The 19,195-nt window shown below is 40.5% G+C and carries 14 protein-coding genes; 3 read left to right on the top strand and 11 right to left on the bottom strand.

Going from position 1 to position 19,195, the window contains the following annotated elements; translation table 11 throughout:
- Window positions 1–18: 18 nt before the first annotated feature.
- Window positions 19–1,929, bottom strand: a complete 1,911-nt coding sequence (thrS, locus tag J8M01_RS08815; RefSeq protein ID WP_192507260.1) for a threonine--tRNA ligase — start codon at window positions 1,927–1,929, stop codon at window positions 19–21.
- A gap of 264 nt (window positions 1,930–2,193) precedes the next feature.
- On the opposite strand from thrS, the gene J8M01_RS08810 reads away from it, so the two are divergent.
- The gene (locus J8M01_RS08810; RefSeq protein WP_211057739.1) at window positions 2,194–3,198 is read left to right on the top strand and encodes an endonuclease/exonuclease/phosphatase family protein; all 1,005 of its coding nucleotides are present in this window, start codon (window positions 2,194–2,196) and stop codon (window positions 3,196–3,198) included.
- Window positions 3,199–3,261: 63 nt separating this feature from the next.
- Window positions 3,262–3,708, top strand: a complete 447-nt coding sequence (locus J8M01_RS08805; protein ID WP_192507258.1) for a DUF3010 family protein — start codon at window positions 3,262–3,264, stop codon at window positions 3,706–3,708.
- A 74-nt stretch (window positions 3,709–3,782) separates the two neighbouring features.
- On the opposite strand, the gene J8M01_RS08800 is transcribed toward J8M01_RS08805, so the two are convergent.
- The 4 genes from J8M01_RS08800 to glnS form a co-directional block, all read right to left on the bottom strand.
- Window positions 3,783–4,352, bottom strand: a complete 570-nt coding sequence (locus J8M01_RS08800; RefSeq protein WP_211057738.1) for a hypothetical protein — start codon at window positions 4,350–4,352, stop codon at window positions 3,783–3,785.
- A 43-nt stretch (window positions 4,353–4,395) separates the two neighbouring features.
- Window positions 4,396–4,707: a hypothetical protein gene (locus J8M01_RS08795; protein WP_210997444.1), complete on the bottom strand. Its 312-nt coding sequence runs from the start codon at window positions 4,705–4,707 to the stop codon at window positions 4,396–4,398.
- Window positions 4,708–5,023: 316 nt separating this feature from the next.
- Window positions 5,024–6,865 (bottom strand): serine/threonine protein kinase, encoded by a 1,842-nt coding sequence (locus tag J8M01_RS08790; RefSeq protein WP_211057737.1) that lies wholly within the window; start codon window positions 6,863–6,865, stop codon window positions 5,024–5,026.
- Window positions 6,866–6,925: 60 nt separating this feature from the next.
- Window positions 6,926–8,590, bottom strand: a complete 1,665-nt coding sequence (gene glnS, locus J8M01_RS08785; RefSeq protein ID WP_192507254.1) for a glutamine--tRNA ligase — start codon at window positions 8,588–8,590, stop codon at window positions 6,926–6,928.
- A 229-nt stretch (window positions 8,591–8,819) separates the two neighbouring features.
- On the opposite strand from glnS, the gene J8M01_RS08780 reads away from it, so the two are divergent.
- Window positions 8,820–9,890 carry a DUF3083 family protein gene (locus J8M01_RS08780; RefSeq protein ID WP_210997441.1) on the top strand — a complete coding sequence of 357 codons (1,071 nt, stop codon included), beginning with the start codon at window positions 8,820–8,822 and terminating at the stop codon, window positions 9,888–9,890.
- A gap of 13 nt (window positions 9,891–9,903) precedes the next feature.
- Here J8M01_RS08780 and J8M01_RS24345 read toward each other — a convergent pair whose 3' ends face one another.
- The 6 genes from J8M01_RS24345 to J8M01_RS08750 form a co-directional block, all read right to left on the bottom strand.
- On the bottom strand, window positions 9,904–11,739 hold the full coding sequence (locus J8M01_RS24345) for a tetratricopeptide repeat-containing diguanylate cyclase (protein WP_210997440.1): 1,836 nt from the start codon (window positions 11,737–11,739) through the stop codon (window positions 9,904–9,906).
- A 103-nt stretch (window positions 11,740–11,842) separates the two neighbouring features.
- On the bottom strand, window positions 11,843–12,715 hold the full coding sequence (gene sucD / locus J8M01_RS08770; protein ID WP_210997439.1) for a succinate--CoA ligase subunit alpha: 873 nt from the start codon (window positions 12,713–12,715) through the stop codon (window positions 11,843–11,845).
- On the bottom strand, window positions 12,715–13,881 hold the full coding sequence (gene sucC, locus J8M01_RS08765; protein WP_192507251.1) for an ADP-forming succinate--CoA ligase subunit beta: 1,167 nt from the start codon (window positions 13,879–13,881) through the stop codon (window positions 12,715–12,717). Before sucC ends, sucD begins: the two co-directional genes overlap by 1 nt.
- Window positions 13,882–14,058: 177 nt before the next feature.
- Complete coding sequence (gene odhB, locus J8M01_RS08760; RefSeq protein WP_211057736.1) at window positions 14,059–15,561, bottom strand: 2-oxoglutarate dehydrogenase complex dihydrolipoyllysine-residue succinyltransferase; 1,503 nt, start codon at window positions 15,559–15,561, stop codon at window positions 14,059–14,061.
- Between the two features lie 3 nt (window positions 15,562–15,564).
- Window positions 15,565–18,384, bottom strand: coding sequence for a 2-oxoglutarate dehydrogenase E1 component (gene sucA, locus J8M01_RS08755; RefSeq protein ID WP_211057735.1), 2,820 nt, complete (start codon window positions 18,382–18,384; stop codon window positions 15,565–15,567).
- A gap of 84 nt (window positions 18,385–18,468) precedes the next feature.
- A complete protein-coding gene (locus J8M01_RS08750; RefSeq protein ID WP_192507248.1) occupies window positions 18,469–19,188 on the bottom strand; it encodes a succinate dehydrogenase iron-sulfur subunit in 720 nt (239 codons plus the stop codon).
- Between the last annotated feature and the right edge of the window lie 7 nt (window positions 19,189–19,195).

Below are 19,195 nucleotides of genomic sequence, written 5' to 3'. Positions count from 1 at the left end.
ACTACACACAGGTTTTATTTACTTACGGTCTTTAATTTCTGCACTAATATGGGCAACAAAATCATCAACCGAGAACTTGCCAAGATCTTCACCTTTGCGCGTTCTCACAGCTACTTCTTGTTGTTCTACTTCTTTATCTCCAACAACAAGCAGATATGGTATACGTTTTAAAGTATGCTCCCGAATTTTAAAGCCTATTTTCTCATTTCTCAAGTCAGCACAGGCTCTAATTCCAAGTTTATTTAATTTTTGTACAATTTCGTGCACATAATCAGCTTGTTTATCGGTAATATTCATAATTACCACTTGCTTTGGTGCTAACCAAGTTGGGAATAGACCAGCATACTCTTCGGTTAAAATGCCAATGAAACGCTCAATAGACCCCAAAATTGCACGGTGGATCATAACTGGCGTTTTACGTTCGTTGTTTTCAGCAACATACGTTGCGCCTAATCGACCTGGTAATGCAAAATCTAGTTGCACTGTACCACACTGCCACGCTCGCTCTAAACAATCATATAAGGTAAATTCAATTTTTGGACCATAGAAAGCACCTTCACCTGGTAAATATTCAAATTCAATATTATTGACTTTCAATGCTTCAGCCAGAGCTTGTTCTGCTTTGTCCCAAATATCATCCTCACCAATACGCTTTTCAGGCCGCGTTGATAACTTAACAACTATTTTTTCAAAGCCAAATGTTTCGTATGTATCGTAAACCATCTTAATACATTGTGACACTTCATCCATCACTTGGTCTTCTGTACAGAATACATGCGCATCATCTTGTGTGAAACCGCGTACACGCATTAAACCATGCAATGCACCAGAGGGCTCATTTCTATGACAACAACCGAACTCGGCCATACGTAACGGTAAATCGCGGTATGACTTAAGGCCTTGGTTAAATATCTGTACATGGCCTGGGCAGTTCATCGGCTTAATAGCATATTCACGTTTTTCTGACTCAGTTGTGAACATCGCATCGGAATATTTATCCCAATGACCTGATTTTTCCCATAAACCACGGTCCATCATCATTGGACCTTTGACTTCTTCGTAGCTATATTCGCGTAGCTTTTCACGAACAAACTCTTCTAGCTCACGGTAGATGCTCCAACCATCATTATGCCAAAACACCATGCCTGGCGCTTCTTCTTGCCAATGCCACAGATCAAGTGCTTTGCCAATTTTACGATGATCACGCTTTTCAGCTTCTTCTAGGCGTTTTAAGTATGCTTTAAGTTGCTTTTTATCTGCCCAAGCTGTGCCGTAAATACGTTGCAGCATTTTATTTTCAGAGTTACCACGCCAATATGCACCCGCTACTTTCATTATTTTAAAGTGTTGACAGAACTTCATATTTGGAACGTGAGGGCCACGACACATGTCAACATATTCATCATGGTGATATAGGCCGGGCTTATCATCTTTATCGATGTTTTCGTCTAAGATCTCAATCTTATAATTTTCACCACGCGCTTCAAACGCATCACGCGCTTCTTGCCAAGAAACCGTTTTCTTAATAACATCGTAATTCGTTTTTGCAAGCGCTAACATGCGCTTTTCTATTGCATCCAAGTCTTCTTGCGTTAATGAATGATCCAGATCAACGTCATAGTAAAAACCATTGTCAATCGTGGGACCGATGGCCATTTTCACATCTGGGAATAATTGCTTAATTGCATGACCAATTAAGTGAGCGCATGAGTGACGAATAATTTCTAATCCATCATCATCTTTGGCTGTTATTATTTCTAAGCTTGCGTCTTCAGAAATAATGTCACACGCGTCAACGCGCGTGCCATTCACTCTGCCAGCAATAGTGGCTTTAGCAAGGCCAGGGCCGATATCTTGAGCTACGTCTAAAGTAGAAACTGGATTTTCAAAAGTACGCTGACTGCCGTCAGGAAGCGTAATAATTGGCATGATATGTCCTATTTACAGTGGTGACACCTACGATGCATCACATGTATAAAAAATTAATAATAATTAAATGTGCCTAACAACGCTTTTACGAATAAGCATTGGGTTACACAAGTTATTTACCTGTATTGTGTTTGAGGTCTTTCAAACCAGCAAGTATTTTGACTGCGCCCGTGACGAAATTCAAGAGAAAGACTAAAATTGATTCATTAAATGCAAATTTTCTGCTCAATTTGAGTATAAGTAGTAAAAATATTAAGGTATTCCATGGCACATTCTCAGCAATATTGCTTCGCGTCACTAAATTTGCTTAATTTCACAGCACCTCCATTCTCATTTTATCAACTTCATGAAACTTATAACGATACACAATGGCAATCCAAGACCCAATTCATCACAGGGCTTATCGAACATATCAACCCGACTTTAATTGTATTTCAAGAAGTTTTTAGTGTTGAGGTACTTGAGGCTCTTTGTAAAGATCTGGGACTTATTCATTTCGCGGTTGTGGACATGCCTCAGCCAGACAGCATGTATCCAACGGTTTTATTTAACCCAGTCGTCGCTATTGCGTCTAAACTCCCATTTACCAGTGTTGAAGCACTTGAACCATGTCCAGAGTTACTCGAATACCTTAACAACCAACAACAGTTTAGATTTAATCGTACACCCATTAAATGCCGAATTGAGCTTGACGGCATAGGTCCTATTATGTGCTATGCCGTACATTTCAAGTCCCAGCGAGTTTTATCAATGGCGCACATGCTTGGCGAATCCGAACAGGGAGATCCGTTACTGACTCTTTTACATGAAACGGTTGGTACTATGCAATCACAAATCTCCCGTTCGTTAGAGGCATCTATTATTTATTATGACGCTCTAAAAACACAACGCGAACAAAACTGCGCAACCTTGGTAATGGGAGACTTTAATGACCATCTGCATAGTCCAGCTTTATCATTTATGACCCAAACTTTCCCCCCACAAATACACAATAGCTCCCCATTTGAAAGTGTAGGTCTAGTTGACAGCTATTTGTTTGCCGATAATAACCACACTTTTGACCAAAAGCCCCCGACGCACTTTTATCGCGGAAAAGGCAATGTGTTAGACTATATATTGGCCTCCAAAGTGTTTAACCCCAACCAAATTAATCCAACAGTTAAAACTTTAACTTACCATAATTATGATGGCCATTTAGATGCAAAAAGAGATGAAGAAGACATTCGCTATTCAGATCATAGTGCAATTGCAATAAAGGTAACGCTATAATCTTTTGATTTAGTAAAGTGATTGCTATAATCGCCCAAAATTTTATATAAACTGGAAAGACTAATGAGAACATGTGGCGTTGAAATAGCAGGTAGCGAAGTTCTACTATGCTTGCTAACCAAAGAAAACGACGTATTCGATATTCGTGATATTCGCCAAACTCGCTTTACGCTAGGCAATGTAGGCTTAGATACTCAAGATATGCAAAAATTTCAATTTGATTTCGCCAAACTTATGCAAGACTATCAAGTTGATTCTGTGGCAATTCGCCAACGTATGCCAAAAGGTAAGTTTGCTGGCAGCGCCACAGGCTTTAAAATGGAAGCAGCAATACAGCTAATTGCAGATTTAGATGTACGTTTGCTGTCGACAACGGAAGTAAAAGAGCAATTGAAGCGCAACCCAGTACCGATTGACTTCGCCGATACGGGACTAAAAAAGTTTCAAGAAAATGCGTTTATCAATGCCTATGTATATATTCAAAAGAAAACGTATCGTCCAGAAGAATAACACTTACATTGATCAGTTCTCTGATTGTTGCACAACAACTGCAAATCCATAAAAACCGATATTATGCCAGGTTTTTATGGGTCTGTAGGATGCTCGTGTTGTAGAACGTCATTGACGTAATGATCAACTGAAAATGCATAACATACTTTAACTAGAAACAAGCCAGCAATACACTGAAACCATAACGGTGATGATAGCGATGCAATCACCCCTGCCCCTAATAAAACAAACACAATTGCAATGAGCGCCTGTGATTTGTGGCCATATAATGTATTTAATATTGCTGCTGTTACGATAGTGTAGCCCCATATAATCGCGCTTTCATTGAGTGCAATATTGTAGGCCCATGCGATCACAATGATATGGACATGAATGGCAATAAACACCCAACGAGACTGGCTACGAGCTTTATAATAATCGTTAGTTCCCTTAGTAAAATTGGCCACACAACCAGCTATCACGTCAATGACCAACAAATCACCAATGGCCAACTGCCACCAAGCGACATCTGGTAACGAATGTTGTCGAACAAAAAGTACATACACAACATAACACCCAAATAAAGTCATTAACCCTATTGAACTCAAAGCTATCCCAGATTGATGGGTGCCTAATACTTCTCGAAATTGACTGGGAATTTTCACCACTTTCTACCTTCAAATTACCAAAATCATTTTCTAGGGGCTGTCAATCAACACTGCTCTGCGCATGAGTCGCATACAAACTATCAGACACCGAGCGTAAGTTCACATGTTCAATAAAGTCATCACTCAAACTCAAAATACCATTTAGGTTGCTTACCAACTTATCATAATGCAAATCACCTGGTTTAAGTGCAGTTTGCAAAAGGTGTAATGCCATATCAGCCAAGAGTAATCGTTGTTTCTCATGCCAATTTGCATCATTTGAAGCAGCGCTATGTTGTAAAATAGCCTGTTCTACTTGGTCATGAATACTCCAACTCAATGTGAGTATTTCTTGTCGTTGTTGCTTGTCCATAGCAGCCTCAATCGTACTTATCTAACATTCTTTTGTCACTGTGTAATAAAAATAAAGTAAATTCAATGTAATTTTATTCATAAGATATACATAGAAAATATGTAATCGTTATGCAGACTGACAACGGCTATATTCATACCAAAAAAAAGGCACTTCATAAAAGAAGTGCCTAACTACTAGCAACAAAACCTGGAGAAGTGAATGTGCTAGTTTATTATATTCAAACGACATGCCAAATTAATAAAAGTCTAGCCAGTTGAATTATATATAATAATTATTTTAAGAAATAATTATTCGCAATTTGCATCGCAAATTTTCACGCATATTGTTTCGGGTTTTTAGGGTAATACTTGACCGGTTGCTCCAAGCACAAATCGAACTCTCTGGTATTTTTATAGGGCAGCTTCATAAACCCAGCTACACCTACATCATCAATACTCATCGCGTATTGCATTATCCGCGCAAGAAGGAGCTCAAATTTTTGTTCCTGGCTGGCGTCTAACAAGCGATAGTAATGATGGATTTTCAATCTATTAGGCAATGACTCAAATATAATACACCCGGTATGGTGAATTTGGTTAAGCTCAAATACACATTGAATGATGCTTTTCGGCAATTGTAGCTGTTCGTCTGGATCTTTACCGTCTTCAAAATAACTGTGAGGACGAGTTACCTCATTACTTGCAACATCAACCATTGAATAGTGCAGCTGAGGCAAGGTATCAAATATAAACGCCCCCGTATCATCCCGCTCTAGTTGGATGGTTTGACGTGCATCAAATAAGCAACACTTAAACAACCCCTTTTGCGTTATCCCTTGCGCTAACATGACAGTCGCATTTATCGCATCCGTCAAAGCGTTATTTAATGTCTCATCATGCAAAATTAAACTCGATTCAACATACAAAGAGTCTTCCTTCCAATGAAAGCTCAACCCCCCCACTAAAGGGTATTTTGCTAAACGGCTTATTGATGCCAAAAATGCTTTTTCGGTGTCACCTGTATCAAATAAAAACTCCTTATAATACCGGTCTAACTGGGCATCATTGATATCATGTAATTGATGGTTATGGTCAGCTCTGCGTAAAAACTCTTTTCTTGAACTATAAACAACAGTATCCGGATGATCATCCGTATTGGTGATCCAAAATGGAATATTTGACTTTGGTTTTTCAACATTTAATATGGGTAAATAAGACTTTGCTATCTTAGGCATATGCTGCATAAAATAGTCGCCTGCTTTGTCTCGCTCTTGTTTATCTTTACTCAGCATGGCATCAATAACCGCCGCAAACTCTTGGGGCAACCCCAAGCTCTTTGCAGGAATAACTTGTTCACCAAATCGACATGACTGAGCGCTGGCTAATGCATAAATGGTTGATGCCACGCCTTGTTCATCAAAGCGTGGAGACGATTGAGCACCTTGCATCTGCTCATCGCCAATGAAGTACACATCACCCATACGCGCATTGGTACCCGCTACATCAGACGACATTAGGTCCATAATATTGCTCGCAACAGGTTCCCCATTTGTATCTACTTGCGCATAGACAGAGCTCCCCCAATCGACTAAAGAAAAGCTTTTCGAAACCTCATCCCATACGATATTAGAAGGCTTAATATCACCATGAACAATGGGTTGTGGTAAAATCCCATTGCGATGATTTCTTAAATCCAACAACACATTGCGCAACAACAATGCCAGCTCTACCAATTCTTTAGGCTCAAAACAGCCGCGTTTCAGTGATACCTTTTCTAAGTCTTCACCTTTAGCGCGTGCCATCATCAAAATCCCTTGCTTTTTAACACGCTCAAAAGCCAAAAATTTTGGAACCATAGTGTTATCAATTTGCGACAGCATATACGCTTCATCTTCTAACCTATCACGCACACTTTGTGCCAACGTAATACGAGAAAATTTAAACACCCATTGTTGACTGTCAGTACTCACTCCCCCAAACACAAAACCAAATGCGCCTGAGCCGATTAATTCTACCGACTCATAACCTAATACGGTTAATTGCTTTTTACAGATATTGAGCCATTGGCGATGCTTCTTGGCATCATGGTGAGACAACAGATAAATCGATTGCTGTTCATTAATATAAAAATTATTTATCGACTTAATGTTTGCTTTAGATAAGTTTGATATTTTCATCAGCTACAAATTCGGGCATAAAAAAGGCCGAAAAGTTCGGCCTTTATAAACAATATATTATTAAGCGTTTTCTATTTTTGCCCAAGAATCTCTTAAGCCAACCGTTTGGTTAAACACTAACGCGTCAGATTTATTATCTCTACAATAATACCCCATACGCTCAAACTGAAATCCTTGTTCAGCCATTGCATTAGCAAGTGACGGTTCAAGCTTTGCGTGAGTAATAACTTTGAGTGAATCTGGATTCAATACTTGAGAAAAATCTTCTGCCGCTGCTGGGTTAGGTACGTTGAACAAACGATCGTACTGACGCACCTCAGCATCAATACATTCAGACGCAGAAACCCAATGAATCACGCCTTTCACCTTTCGACCATCAGTTGGATTCTTACCTAGCGTCTCAGGATCATAAGAGCAAAAAATCGTCGTAATGTTACCATCAGCATCTTCTTCAATACGCTCTGCTTTAATAACATAAGCATTTCTTAAACGAACTTCTTTATCAAGCACTAATCGCTTGAACTTTTTATTCGCTTCAATTCTGAAGTCTTCACGTTCAATGAACAATTCTCGGGTAAATGGTACTTCACGTGTACCCTTTTCTTCGATTGATGGATGGTTTGGTGCAACTAATTGCTCTACTTTGTCAGCATCATAATTTTCAATAACCACCTTTATAGGGTCTAACACAGCCATTGCTCGTGGTGCATTTTCGTTTAAATCATCACGAATACAAGCCTCTAACATACCCATTTCAATCATATTATCTTGTTTGGTAACGCCAATACGCTTACAAAACTCAACCACTGACCCCGGTGTGTAACCTCGTCGACGTAAACCAGCAATGGTTGGCATACGTGGGTCATCCCATCCTTCAACATGATTATTAACGACTAAGTCATTAAGCTTTCGCTTGGACATAATAGTGTACTCTAGGTTCAGTCGCGAGAACTCTATTTGCTGTGGATGGCACTCAAGACTGATATTATCTAGTACCCAGTCATATAAACGGCGGTTATCTTGAAACTCTAGGGTACATAAAGAATGGGTGATCCCTTCAAGTGCATCAGAAATACAGTGCGTAAAATCATACATTGGGTAAATGCACCATTTATCAGCCGTTTGATGATGATGAACGAAACGAATTCGATAAATTATCGGATCACGTAAAACCATAAACGAGCTAGCCATGTCAATTTTAGCTCGAAGTACACATTCCCCTTCTTTAAACTCGCCATTGCGCATTTTTTCAAACAATGCCAAATTGTCTTCAACAGCCGAATCTCTGTGTGGGCTATTTTTTCCAGCTTCAGTCAAGGTGCCACGATACTCGCGGGCTTGCTCTGGTGATAAAAAGCAAACATACGCTAGTCCCTTTTCAATCAGCTCAACAGCGTACGCATGTAATTGGTCAAAGTAATTAGATGAATAACATATTTCATCATCCCACTTAAACCCCAACCAAGACACATCTTCTTGAATTGACTTTACGTAATTAATGTCTTCTTTTTCTGGGTTTGTGTCATCAAAACGTAAATTACACAGACCTTTATAGTCTTGTGCAATACCAAAGTTCAAGCAGATCGATTTAGCATGACCAATATGTAAAAAGCCATTAGGTTCTGGTGGAAAACGCGTGTGCGTCTGTTGGTGCTTACCACTAGATAAATCAGAATCTATAATATTTCGAATAAAGTTTGATGGGCGATTCTCTGTTTCCGCCATGGGTATGCATTCCTCAAAAATTTAGCGCTCTATATCAGCGCATTATTACAAAAAGCTTCGACAACTTACAGCAAATCCTTTCCTTAGTTTAAAGAATATTGGTCCAAAAGTACTCGTGTTCAATGAACTTAGCCAAATTCATGACAATTTTTGTTCTAGCGCAATAAAAAAGTCATAAAACGTCTATATAGTGCGCAGCATAGAACGAAGTAACTTAAGGATATTCAACATGGCTTCAATGAACTTAAACCGCGTTTACATTCCCGCTAATGCGCGTAATAACCAATATATATTGGCTGAATTTAAACCCGAAAATGAATTTTACGATTGCTTTGATAACCTAAAAAGTTGCTACGAACGTATCGCCCGACAACTGTTTGCATTATGTGACGAATACGAGTTACATAATGTACATCTCATTGCCAATGATAAGCTGCCCATTGTGCGGTTTCACGAAGAATCACATTGCTTGCAAACAGAAAAGCAAATTCTATTTTTCTACAACCCACAATACCATGAAGCCCATAAAACTTACTACCATGATGACACCGCAGCAAAGAAGATACGGCTATTATTTCTAGCCACTGGGGATGATATTAGAGCTAATGCGGCGCATTTTCATAACAAAGTAACCAAAACGCTCGACGCATTACATAACGCCTTAACATTCAAGAATGTGACATTTAAGGTTCGAGACCATCAACATTTAACCTATGACGTTTTTGCTAAATCCAAAGGTAATAAAGAAAGTTATGGATATAAGCTACGCAGTTTATATCCCCGATATCAAGCAAGAAATTGTACATTACCAGCCGACCACTCGGAAATGACATATGCCACATTTAGCATACCTGTGACCCGCTCCCTTAAGACTGAATATCAACACTTATTACTCAGTGACGACTGTTCACAATTTTACAAAACCATCGAAGATCTATTTTTGTCTGCATGTACCAATAAACATCTTACACACTCTGCTTTTGTTGCGAATGGACGATTGCCAATAATAAGAAACAGTAGAACGGATAAGTCGGACGGAAACTGTGAATTACAAAAATTAAGCTTCAATATTGACAATAGTGATGTTCAAATTAAATCTATTTGGCAATCGGATGGTTTAGTCGACACAATGCATTTTGTGGTTGTGGCAAAAGCCTCTGATAAAAAAGATGTTGGCTATGGTAAATTCATGAATCAAGTTGAATCTATGGTCAAAACATTCACATCTTCTTTAGCGATATCTCCGCAGAAGCAAGATATTAACATTCGTTTTTTCCAGCATATTAGTTATCAATATTAGCATTAATGTATAGTTAGGAAGAGATTTTATCTCTTCCTAACTTCTTAGAGCGATACATTAGCTCATCAACCGCCTTGATAAGTGTATCTTTGGAGTAATCTGAGCTATTTACAACACCCGCACTAAACGTGACCGCTTCACTATCATGCGATAAGTTTTCTCTCAATACTGCCTGAAGCATCTCTAACCTTTGTGTTAGCTGTGATACATCCATAAATTGACACACCACAACAAACTCTTCGCCCCCATAACGACAAACTACATCAGCGTCGTCTCGAAAATGAGACCTTAAGTGCTGACCAAATCGTACGAGTATTTCATCGCCGATGTCATGTCCGGATACATCATTAATTCGTTTAAAATAATCAAGATCTAGCATGGCTAAACTAAATGACTGCTTTTGGTGGGACAACTTATCAATATGCTCTTGAAAGTATCGCCTATTGAATAATTCAGTTAACGGGTCCCTATACGCAAAGTTACGATTAACTAAGCTCGCTTTACGTTGTAAATAAGCAAAAAGACCGATGCTAATACAGCTCAAAAAGGCAATAAAAATATACGCTCTACTCAATTGCTCTTCTTTTTCTAATTCAGCAAGGTTCGCCGCTTGTGCTTTGAGTTTCTCATTTGTCAGCGCTAACTTAAATTTATGCTGTTCCGCCTCAAAAAAACTTTGCGCTTCTTGCTCTAACACTTCTTTCGTTGCTAATTCATTTTCTTCTAGCAATCTAATATAGCGATTCAATACCGCAATACTGCCGATATAGTCTTGCTGCAAATCCAATACATGCGCTTTTAATTTAAGTGTTCTACGCATGTACCTATTATTCAAAGGACTCTGATAATTGTCCAATATAGACAGCGATTCTTTTAAATGGATTTGTGCTTGTGCATAACGGCTCATCGAAGACAGTGCTTTGGCTAAGTTGTTATGCAAAACGATGAGATGTGCCGGGTTAACAATAGCTTTATATTCTAATTCTTTTGCCTGCAAAAAATAGTCGACGGCTTCATCATACTCCTTTAACAATAAAGAGACCTTACCTAGGCCCGCGTTTGCCCAAAAATGATAGCGTGGCAGTGTTAAGCGTTTGGCGCTCACGAGCATGTCTGAATAACAAGATCTTGCTTTTTCAACAAGCTTAGAACGTAATAAAGCCATGCACAAATTGTATTTTATTGGTAGTCCATCCAATACATTTTGTGTTTGTACGGCGAGAACATTGGCTTGATTTGCAAACTCGATGGCTTTCCGGTGATATTTAAGTGTTGAATAATAAGCTGTGAGGCTGTCTAATACAGCTAATTTACTCACATCTCCAATATCATTTCTCATGATATAAGCATGGGCCGCTTGTACAGATTTCAGCGCTTCACTATATTCTTCTCGCCAAATAGAGATCACAGCTTCCATAGCTTGAACCCTAACTAACATAGCGGAGTCTTTAACATGCGTAAATGCCCGTTTAGATTGTTTAACTAAACGCTTCGCATCATCTAAGTGACCCTGCTCAATAGCAAAAAAGCTTCGATATAAATACCAGTACCCTGCCCCCCAAGAGAATTGTTGCGTCTTAAGTGTTGAAGAAAAGCGCGAAAATTCCTTTTTAGAACGTTCTATATGACCGGCAAAAAAAAATGCTCTTGCGCTCAAAGCACTTAAGAAAAATTCAGTGTCGGCAGAGTTTGACGTATTAATCCAGCGGTTTGTTAGTTCAATATGTAGTTCTGGTGATTTGAGTACTTGTTGTTCCAATTCCAAAAAGTCATTTACGCTCGCCTGTACTGGTTGAAAACACGACAACCAAACAAACATAGCGACCATTGCTAAAAATACTTTCACCACTACATCAACTCATCAATTTGTATTAGTATAATGTAATGTTTTGTAAAGCAAATGGCAACAAAAAAGGCCCCTTATGGGACCTTTTTTAAGCAAGAGTTGGTAATTACCAACCCGCTTTTTCTTTTAGTGCAACACCGATGTCTGCAAGAGAACGTACAGTTTTAACACCAGCTGCTTCTAGTGCAGCAAACTTCTCGTCAGCAGTACCTTTACCGCCAGCGATAATTGCACCAGCGTGACCCATGCGCTTACCTTCTGGAGCAGTAACACCAGCAATGTAAGAAACAACAGGTTTAGTCACGTTAGCCTTGATGTATTCTGCAGCTTCTTCTTCTGCAGTACCACCAATCTCACCGATCATGACGATCGCTTCTGTTTGGTCATCTTTTTCGAACATTTCTAATACGTCGATAAAGTTAGTACCTGGGATTGGATCACCACCGATACCAACACAAGTAGATTGACCGAAACCAGCGTCAGTAGTTTGCTTAACCGCTTCGTACGTCAGAGTACCAGAACGAGAAACAATCCCTACTTTACCTGGCTTATGAATGTGACCAGGCATGATACCAATCTTAGTTTCACCCGGAGTGATAACACCTGGGCAGTTAGGACCGATCATACGAACACCTGATTGGTCTAGCTTAACTTTGACGTCAACCATATCAAGTGTTGGAATACCTTCCGTAATACATACGATAAGCTCAATACCTGCATCGATTGCTTCTAAAATAGCATCTTTACAAAATGGAGCTGGTACGTAGATAACTGATGCAGTAGCACCTGTCTCTTGCACTGCATCACGTACAGTGTTGAATACAGGTAAACCAAGGTGCGTTTGACCGCCTTTACCCGGAGATACACCACCAACCATTTGCGTGCCGTACTGAATAGCTTGCTCTGAGTGGAAAGTACCTTGACCACCAGTGAAACCCTGACAGATTACTTTAGTATCTTTATTAATTAATACAGACATTATTTGCCCTCCGCAGCAGCAACAACTTTCTCAGCAGCATCAGTTAGAGATTCTGCAGCGATAATGTCAAGGTCAGAGTTAGCTAAAACTTCACGACCTAGTTCAGCGTTAGTACCTTCTAAACGTACTACTACTGGTACTTCAACGCCAACTTCTTTCACTGCGCCGATGATGCCTTCTGCAATCATGTCACAACGAACGATTCCGCCGAAGATGTTTACCAATACAGCTTTAACATTGTCATCAGAAAGGATGATCTTAAATGCTTCAGCTACACGCTCTTTAGTTGCACCACCACCAACATCTAGGAAGTTAGCTGGCTTACCGCCGTGTAGGTTTACGATGTCCATAGTACCCATCGCTAGGCCTGCACCGTTAACCATACAACCAACGTTGCCATCTAGCGCTACGTAGTTTAATTCAAAGCTTGCTGCATGTGCTTCACGTGCATCTTCTTGCGAAGGATCGTGGAACTCACGGATCTTAGGTTGACGGTATAATGCATTACCATCAATGCCAATTTTACCGTCAAGACAGTGAAGGTTGCCTTCGTCTGTCACAACTAGAGGGTTGATCTCTAAAAGCGCAAAGTCATGATCATTAAACATTTTTGCTAGACCCATGAAGATCTTAACAAATTGTTTCATTTGAACTGGATTTAGGCCTAATTTAAAGCCTAATTCGCGACCTTGGTAAGCTTGAGGGCCTACTAATGGATCGATTTCAGCTTTATGAATAAGCTCAGGTGTTTCTTCGGCAACAGTTTCTATTTCAACGCCACCTTCAGTAGATGCCATGAAAACAACTTTACGAGTTGCACGGTCTACAACAGCGCCAAGGTATAATTCGTTTGCGATGTCTGTGCAGCTTTCTACTAAGATCTTAGCAACTGGCTGACCTTTTTCGTCCGTTTGATAAGTAACTAAGTTCTTACCTAACCAGTTTTCAGCAAATGCACGGATTTCGTCTTTGCTATCTGCTAGTTTAACACCGCCCGCTTTACCACGGCCACCGGCGTGTACTTGACATTTAACTACCCACTTGTCGCCGCCAATCTTAGCAGCTGCTTCTACAGCTTCCTGAGGAGTATCGCATGCGAAACCCTCAGATACTGGTAAACCATAGTCGGCAAACAGTTGTTTTGCCTGATACTCATGCAAATTCATGATGCTTTATCCAATTTCTTGTACTAAAAAAGCTGAATATTTATGCAAATAATCAGCTATCCCAAAATGCGCCCCTAGTATAGATCCCAAGGGTACTTATGAAAACCCTAGTTAGACCAAAGGCGCAAAAAAAAAGCTGTATGGACTAACATACAGCTTAATATCTAATCAGACTGCTTATACATCCAACAACAAACGTGTTGGATCTTCCAGAAGTTCTTTAATCGCAACCAAGAATCCTACCGATTCTTTGCCATCAATTAGACGATGGTCATAAGACAGCGCTAAATACATCATTGGTAATATTTCAACTTTACCATTCACAGCCATTGGGCGTTCTTGTATTTTGTGCATGCCTAAAATGGCAGCTTGCGGTAGGTTAAGAATCGGCGTAGACAACAATGAACCAAATACACCGCCGTTAGTAATTGTGAAATTACCACCCGTCATATCTGCCATTGACAGCTTACCATCACGGCCTTTGATTGCTAAATCTCGAATGCCATTTTCAATACCCGCCATACTCAACTGATCTGAGTCACGCAATACTGGCGTTACAAGACCACGAGGTGTAGAAACTGCAATCGAGATATCGAAGAAGTTGTGATAAACAATATCATCACCGTCAATTGATGCATTTACTGCAGGGTAACGCTTAAGCGCTTCAGTAACTGCTTTAACATAAAAAGACATAAAACCAAGACGTGTGTCATGTGTTTTTTCAAACAAGTCTTTATACTGCTTACGAAGGTCCATGATAGGCTTCATGTTAACTTCATTAAACGTTGTTAACATTGCAGTAGAGTTTTTAGCTTCAAGTAAACGCGTCGCAATTGTTTTGCGCAAACGCGTCATTGGTACGCGTTTTTGTGTACGCTCACCTAAATCAGCAACAGGCGCTGGCGTTGACGCAGCTTTAGTTGGAGCTGGTTTCGCCGCCGGAGCTGACAAGAATGCATCAACATCTTCTTTAGTAATACGCCCATTTTTACCAGAGCCTTTAATAGCAGAAGCATCTAGGCCTTTCTCTGCGATTAAACGACGAACTGAAGGCGTTAATACATCAGAGCTATCGTCATTTGCTGAGCTTGCTTCGGTCGCTGCAGCTGGAGCGGCTGGCGCCGCAGAACCACTGCTAATTTTACCGATAACTTGCTCACCTAGTACGGTATCGCCTTCAGCGTGAATGTGTTCACCCATTACACCGTCTTCCGGTGCAACAACTTCTAATACCACTTTATCGGTTTCAATATCTACCAAGTTTTGATCACGGCTTACCGCTTCACCTGGTTGAACGTGCCAAGTTGCAATTGTAGCATCTGCTACTGATTCTGGAAGTACTGGTACTTTGATGTCCACTTCGTTACCTTCTGATGCTGTAGTGGCTACTGCCGCTGCTGGTTGTTCATTTGATTGCTGAGCTGGTGCGCTTGCTGATGCACCGGCTGCACCTAAAAGTGCAATAACTTGTTCACCTAGAACAGTCGCTCCGTCTGCTTGTGAAATCTCAACGACAACACCATCTTCTGGAGCTACAACTTCTAGTACTACTTTATCTGTTTCAATATCAACTAGGTTCTGATCTCGCGTTACAGTATCACCAACGCTTACATGCCAAGTTGCAACTGTCGCATCTGCAACAGATTCAGGAAGAACAGGAACCTTAATTTCGGTTGTCATCTCTTATCCCTTATTTTTAATTGTTAAGGCGTCAGCAACTAACGCGTTTTGTTCTTTTGTATGAGTCGACATATAGCCACATGCTGGTGCCGCAGACGCTTTACGCCCCGCGTATGAAAGATTAGCACCTGACGGGATAGCTTCCCAGAAATGATGTTGAGAGCAATACCACGCCCCCTGATTTTGTGGTTCTTCTTGACACCAAACGAAATCTTTAACGTGCTGGTACCGTGCCATAACTTCATCCATCTCCTGATGAGGGAATGGATATAACTGTTCAACACGTACTATCGCTACATTGTTGAGCTCTAACTTACGTCGTTCTTGCAACAATTCGTAATAGACTTTACCACTACAAAATACAACGCGTTCCACAGTTGCCGGATCGATATCATCAATCTCATCAATCATATTGTGGAATACACCATCTGCCAATTCATCTAAAGATGACACAGCCAATGGATGACGCAATAATGATTTTGGTGTCATTACTATCAATGGACGACGTAATGGTCGTACAGACTGACGACGTAGCATCGCATACACCTGAGCTGGCGTTGAAGGTACACATACTTGCATATTGTGATCAGCACACAATTGTAAATAACGCTCTAAACGTGCAGAACTATGCTCTGGGCCTTGCCCTTCATAGCCATGTGGTAATAACATTGTTAAGCCACACAAGCGGCCCCATTTTTGTTCACCTGAGCTTAGGAATTGGTCAAATACAACTTGTGCACCATTTGCAAAATCACCAAACTGCGCTTCCCACAATACCAACGAGGTTGGTTCTGCCGTCGTATAACCGTATTCAAATGCTAATACGGCTTCTTCAGATAAAACGGAGTCATAAACTTCAAAGTTACCTTGATCAGCATGGATATTTTGCAGTGGTAAATATGTATTACCTTCAGCTTGATCATGAACAACTGCATGACGATGGAAGAACGTTCCTCGACCAGAATCTTGCCCAGTCATACGGATATTAACACCGTCATCAACAAGCGTTGCATAAGCAAGCGTCTCTGCCATACCCCAATCTAATGGCTTTTCACCAGATGCCATTAATTTACGATCTTCGTAAATCTTTTTAACTCGAGATTGTGCTTTATGGTCTTCTGGATATGAAGAGATTTTTGCACTCAACTCTTTTAGCTTTTCAACCGGAACCGTTGGGTCGTAAGCTACATCCCAGTCGTGACCTACAAACTTTGACCAATCAGATGAATGCTTCGTATCAGGACGAATCTCTTCAACAACACACTCACCATTATCCAAGCCATTTCGATAGTCATTGGCAAGTCGCTTAGCATCGTCTGCGCTTAATACACCTTCGCTTGCTAACTTGTCCGCGTATAACTGACGTGGTACTGGGTGTTTTTTGATCTTTTTGTACATCACAGGCTGCGTTGCGCTAGGCTCGTCAGCTTCGTTATGACCATGACGACGGTAACATACTAAATCGATAACAACATCACGGTGGAATTTATTACGGAAGTCAAGTGCTAACTGTGTAACAAACGTAACGGCTTCAGGGTCATCAGAATTAACATGGAAGATAGGTGCCTGAACCATTTTAGCGATGTCGGTACAATAATCTGTAGAACGTACATCTTCTTGTTTACTCGTTGTAAAGCCGACTTGGTTGTTTACGACAATACGAATTGTACCGCCCACACCAAACGCACGAGTTTGAGATAAATTAAATGTTTCTTGAACAACACCTTGACCCGCAATAGCTGAATCGCCATGAATCGTTATTGGTAATGCTTTAGAACCATTTTTACACCCTAAACGCTCTAGGCGCGCTCGAACAGAGCCCATAACTACTGGGTTAACAATCTCTAAGTGAGATGGGTTAAACGCCAACGCCATATGAACGTCACCACCTTCTGTGGCGAAATCAGATGAAAAGCCCATATGGTATTTAACATCACCCGAGCCCGCTGATTCACCATATTTTCCAGCAAATTCGTCGAACAATTCTTGTGGGTTTTTACCGAGTACGTTTACTAAAACGTTTAAACGGCCACGGTGTGCCATCCCAATAACCGCTTCTTCTTGACCACTTTCACCAGCGCGATGAATCAGTTCCTTAAGCATTGGTACTAAAGCATCACCGCCTTCAAGAGAAAAGCGCTTTGCTCCAGGGAACTTAGCACCAAGATATTTCTCTAGGCCATCAGCAGCGGTTAAGCCTTTTAATATGCGTAGTTTTGTTTCTTTGCTAAATTTAGGCTGTGAGAAGGTAGATTCAACACGTTGTTGTAACCAACGCTTTTCTTCTGTAGAAGTGATATGCATATATTCTGCACCAACAGACCCACAGTACGTGGTCTTCAGGGCCGAATATAAGTCTTTCAACTTCATTGTCTCTTTACCGGAAGCAAAAGAGCCAATGTTATATTCTTTTTCTAGGTCCGACTCCGTTAAATCGTGATATTCGAGTTCCAAATCTCGAACTCTTTCACGCTTCCATAACCCTAGCGGGTCAAGGTTGGCATTTTGATGCCCTCGAAACCTAAATGCGTTTATGAGTTGTAGCACGCGAACTTGCTTGGCATCTGATGTGCCACTTGCTGCAACAACTACTTCTCTGTGTTTGTTTTTAGCAAGATCCTTAAACTGAGCTCTTACCTCGGAATGTTTAACATCAACATCCACACCATCAACTTTAGGAAGTTGATCAAACACTTCTCGCCACTCTTCTGGCACTGAAGTCGCATCGTCAAGATACGCTTCATAAAGCTCTTCTACATAAGCTACGTTTCCGCCGTACAAATGCGAAGATTCTAGCCATGCCTTCATCACACCTTCGTGCATTTATTAGCCCTTTTTTCTAGCGCAGAAATTTAATTATTAACAAGATGGCATACTAGGCATGCCATCTTACTGTTTAAATATGTATTAAACCGAACGATTTAACAACATAGATTTTATATGACCAATGGCTTTAGTTGGATTCAAGCCCTTAGGACAAACGCTAACACAGTTCATAATACTGTGACAGCGGAATACGCTGAACGCATCATCAAGATCAGCCAATCGTTCTTCTGTTGCCGTATCACGTGTATCTGCTAAGAAACGGTAAGCATGAAGAAGACCTGCTGGACCTATGAACTTGTCTGGGTTCCACCAGAACGAAGGACATGAAGTCGAACAACACGCACATAAAATACACTCATATAAACCATCTAGCTTGTCACGATCTTCTACAGATTGAAGACGCTCCTCACCACCCGTTGGCTTATCATTGATAAGAAACGGCTTAACTTTTTCATACTGAGTGTAAAACTGGCTCATATCAATAACTAAATCACGTATCACTGGTAAACCAGGTAACGGACGTAGAATGATTTTGCCTTTTCCATTTTTCTGTAGTGCTGATATAGGCGTAATACATGCAAGGCCATTTTTACCATTCATGTTCACACCATCAGAACCACATACACCTTCACGACACGAACGACGGAAAGAAAGTGAAGGATCCTGCTCTTTTAAAAGTAAAAGCGCGTCCAACACCATCATGTCACGACCTTCTTCTACTTCCAGCTTATATTCCTGCATATGTGGCGCATTGTCCACATCAGGATTATAACGATAAACAGATAACTCTAAAATTGCCATCGTTGTG

The sequence above is a fragment of the Pseudoalteromonas sp. MMG005 genome (assembly GCF_018101015.1).
Lineage (GTDB): Bacteria > Pseudomonadota > Gammaproteobacteria > Enterobacterales > Alteromonadaceae > Pseudoalteromonas > Pseudoalteromonas aurantia.
This window is presented reverse-complemented; position numbering and strand designations above follow the sequence as displayed.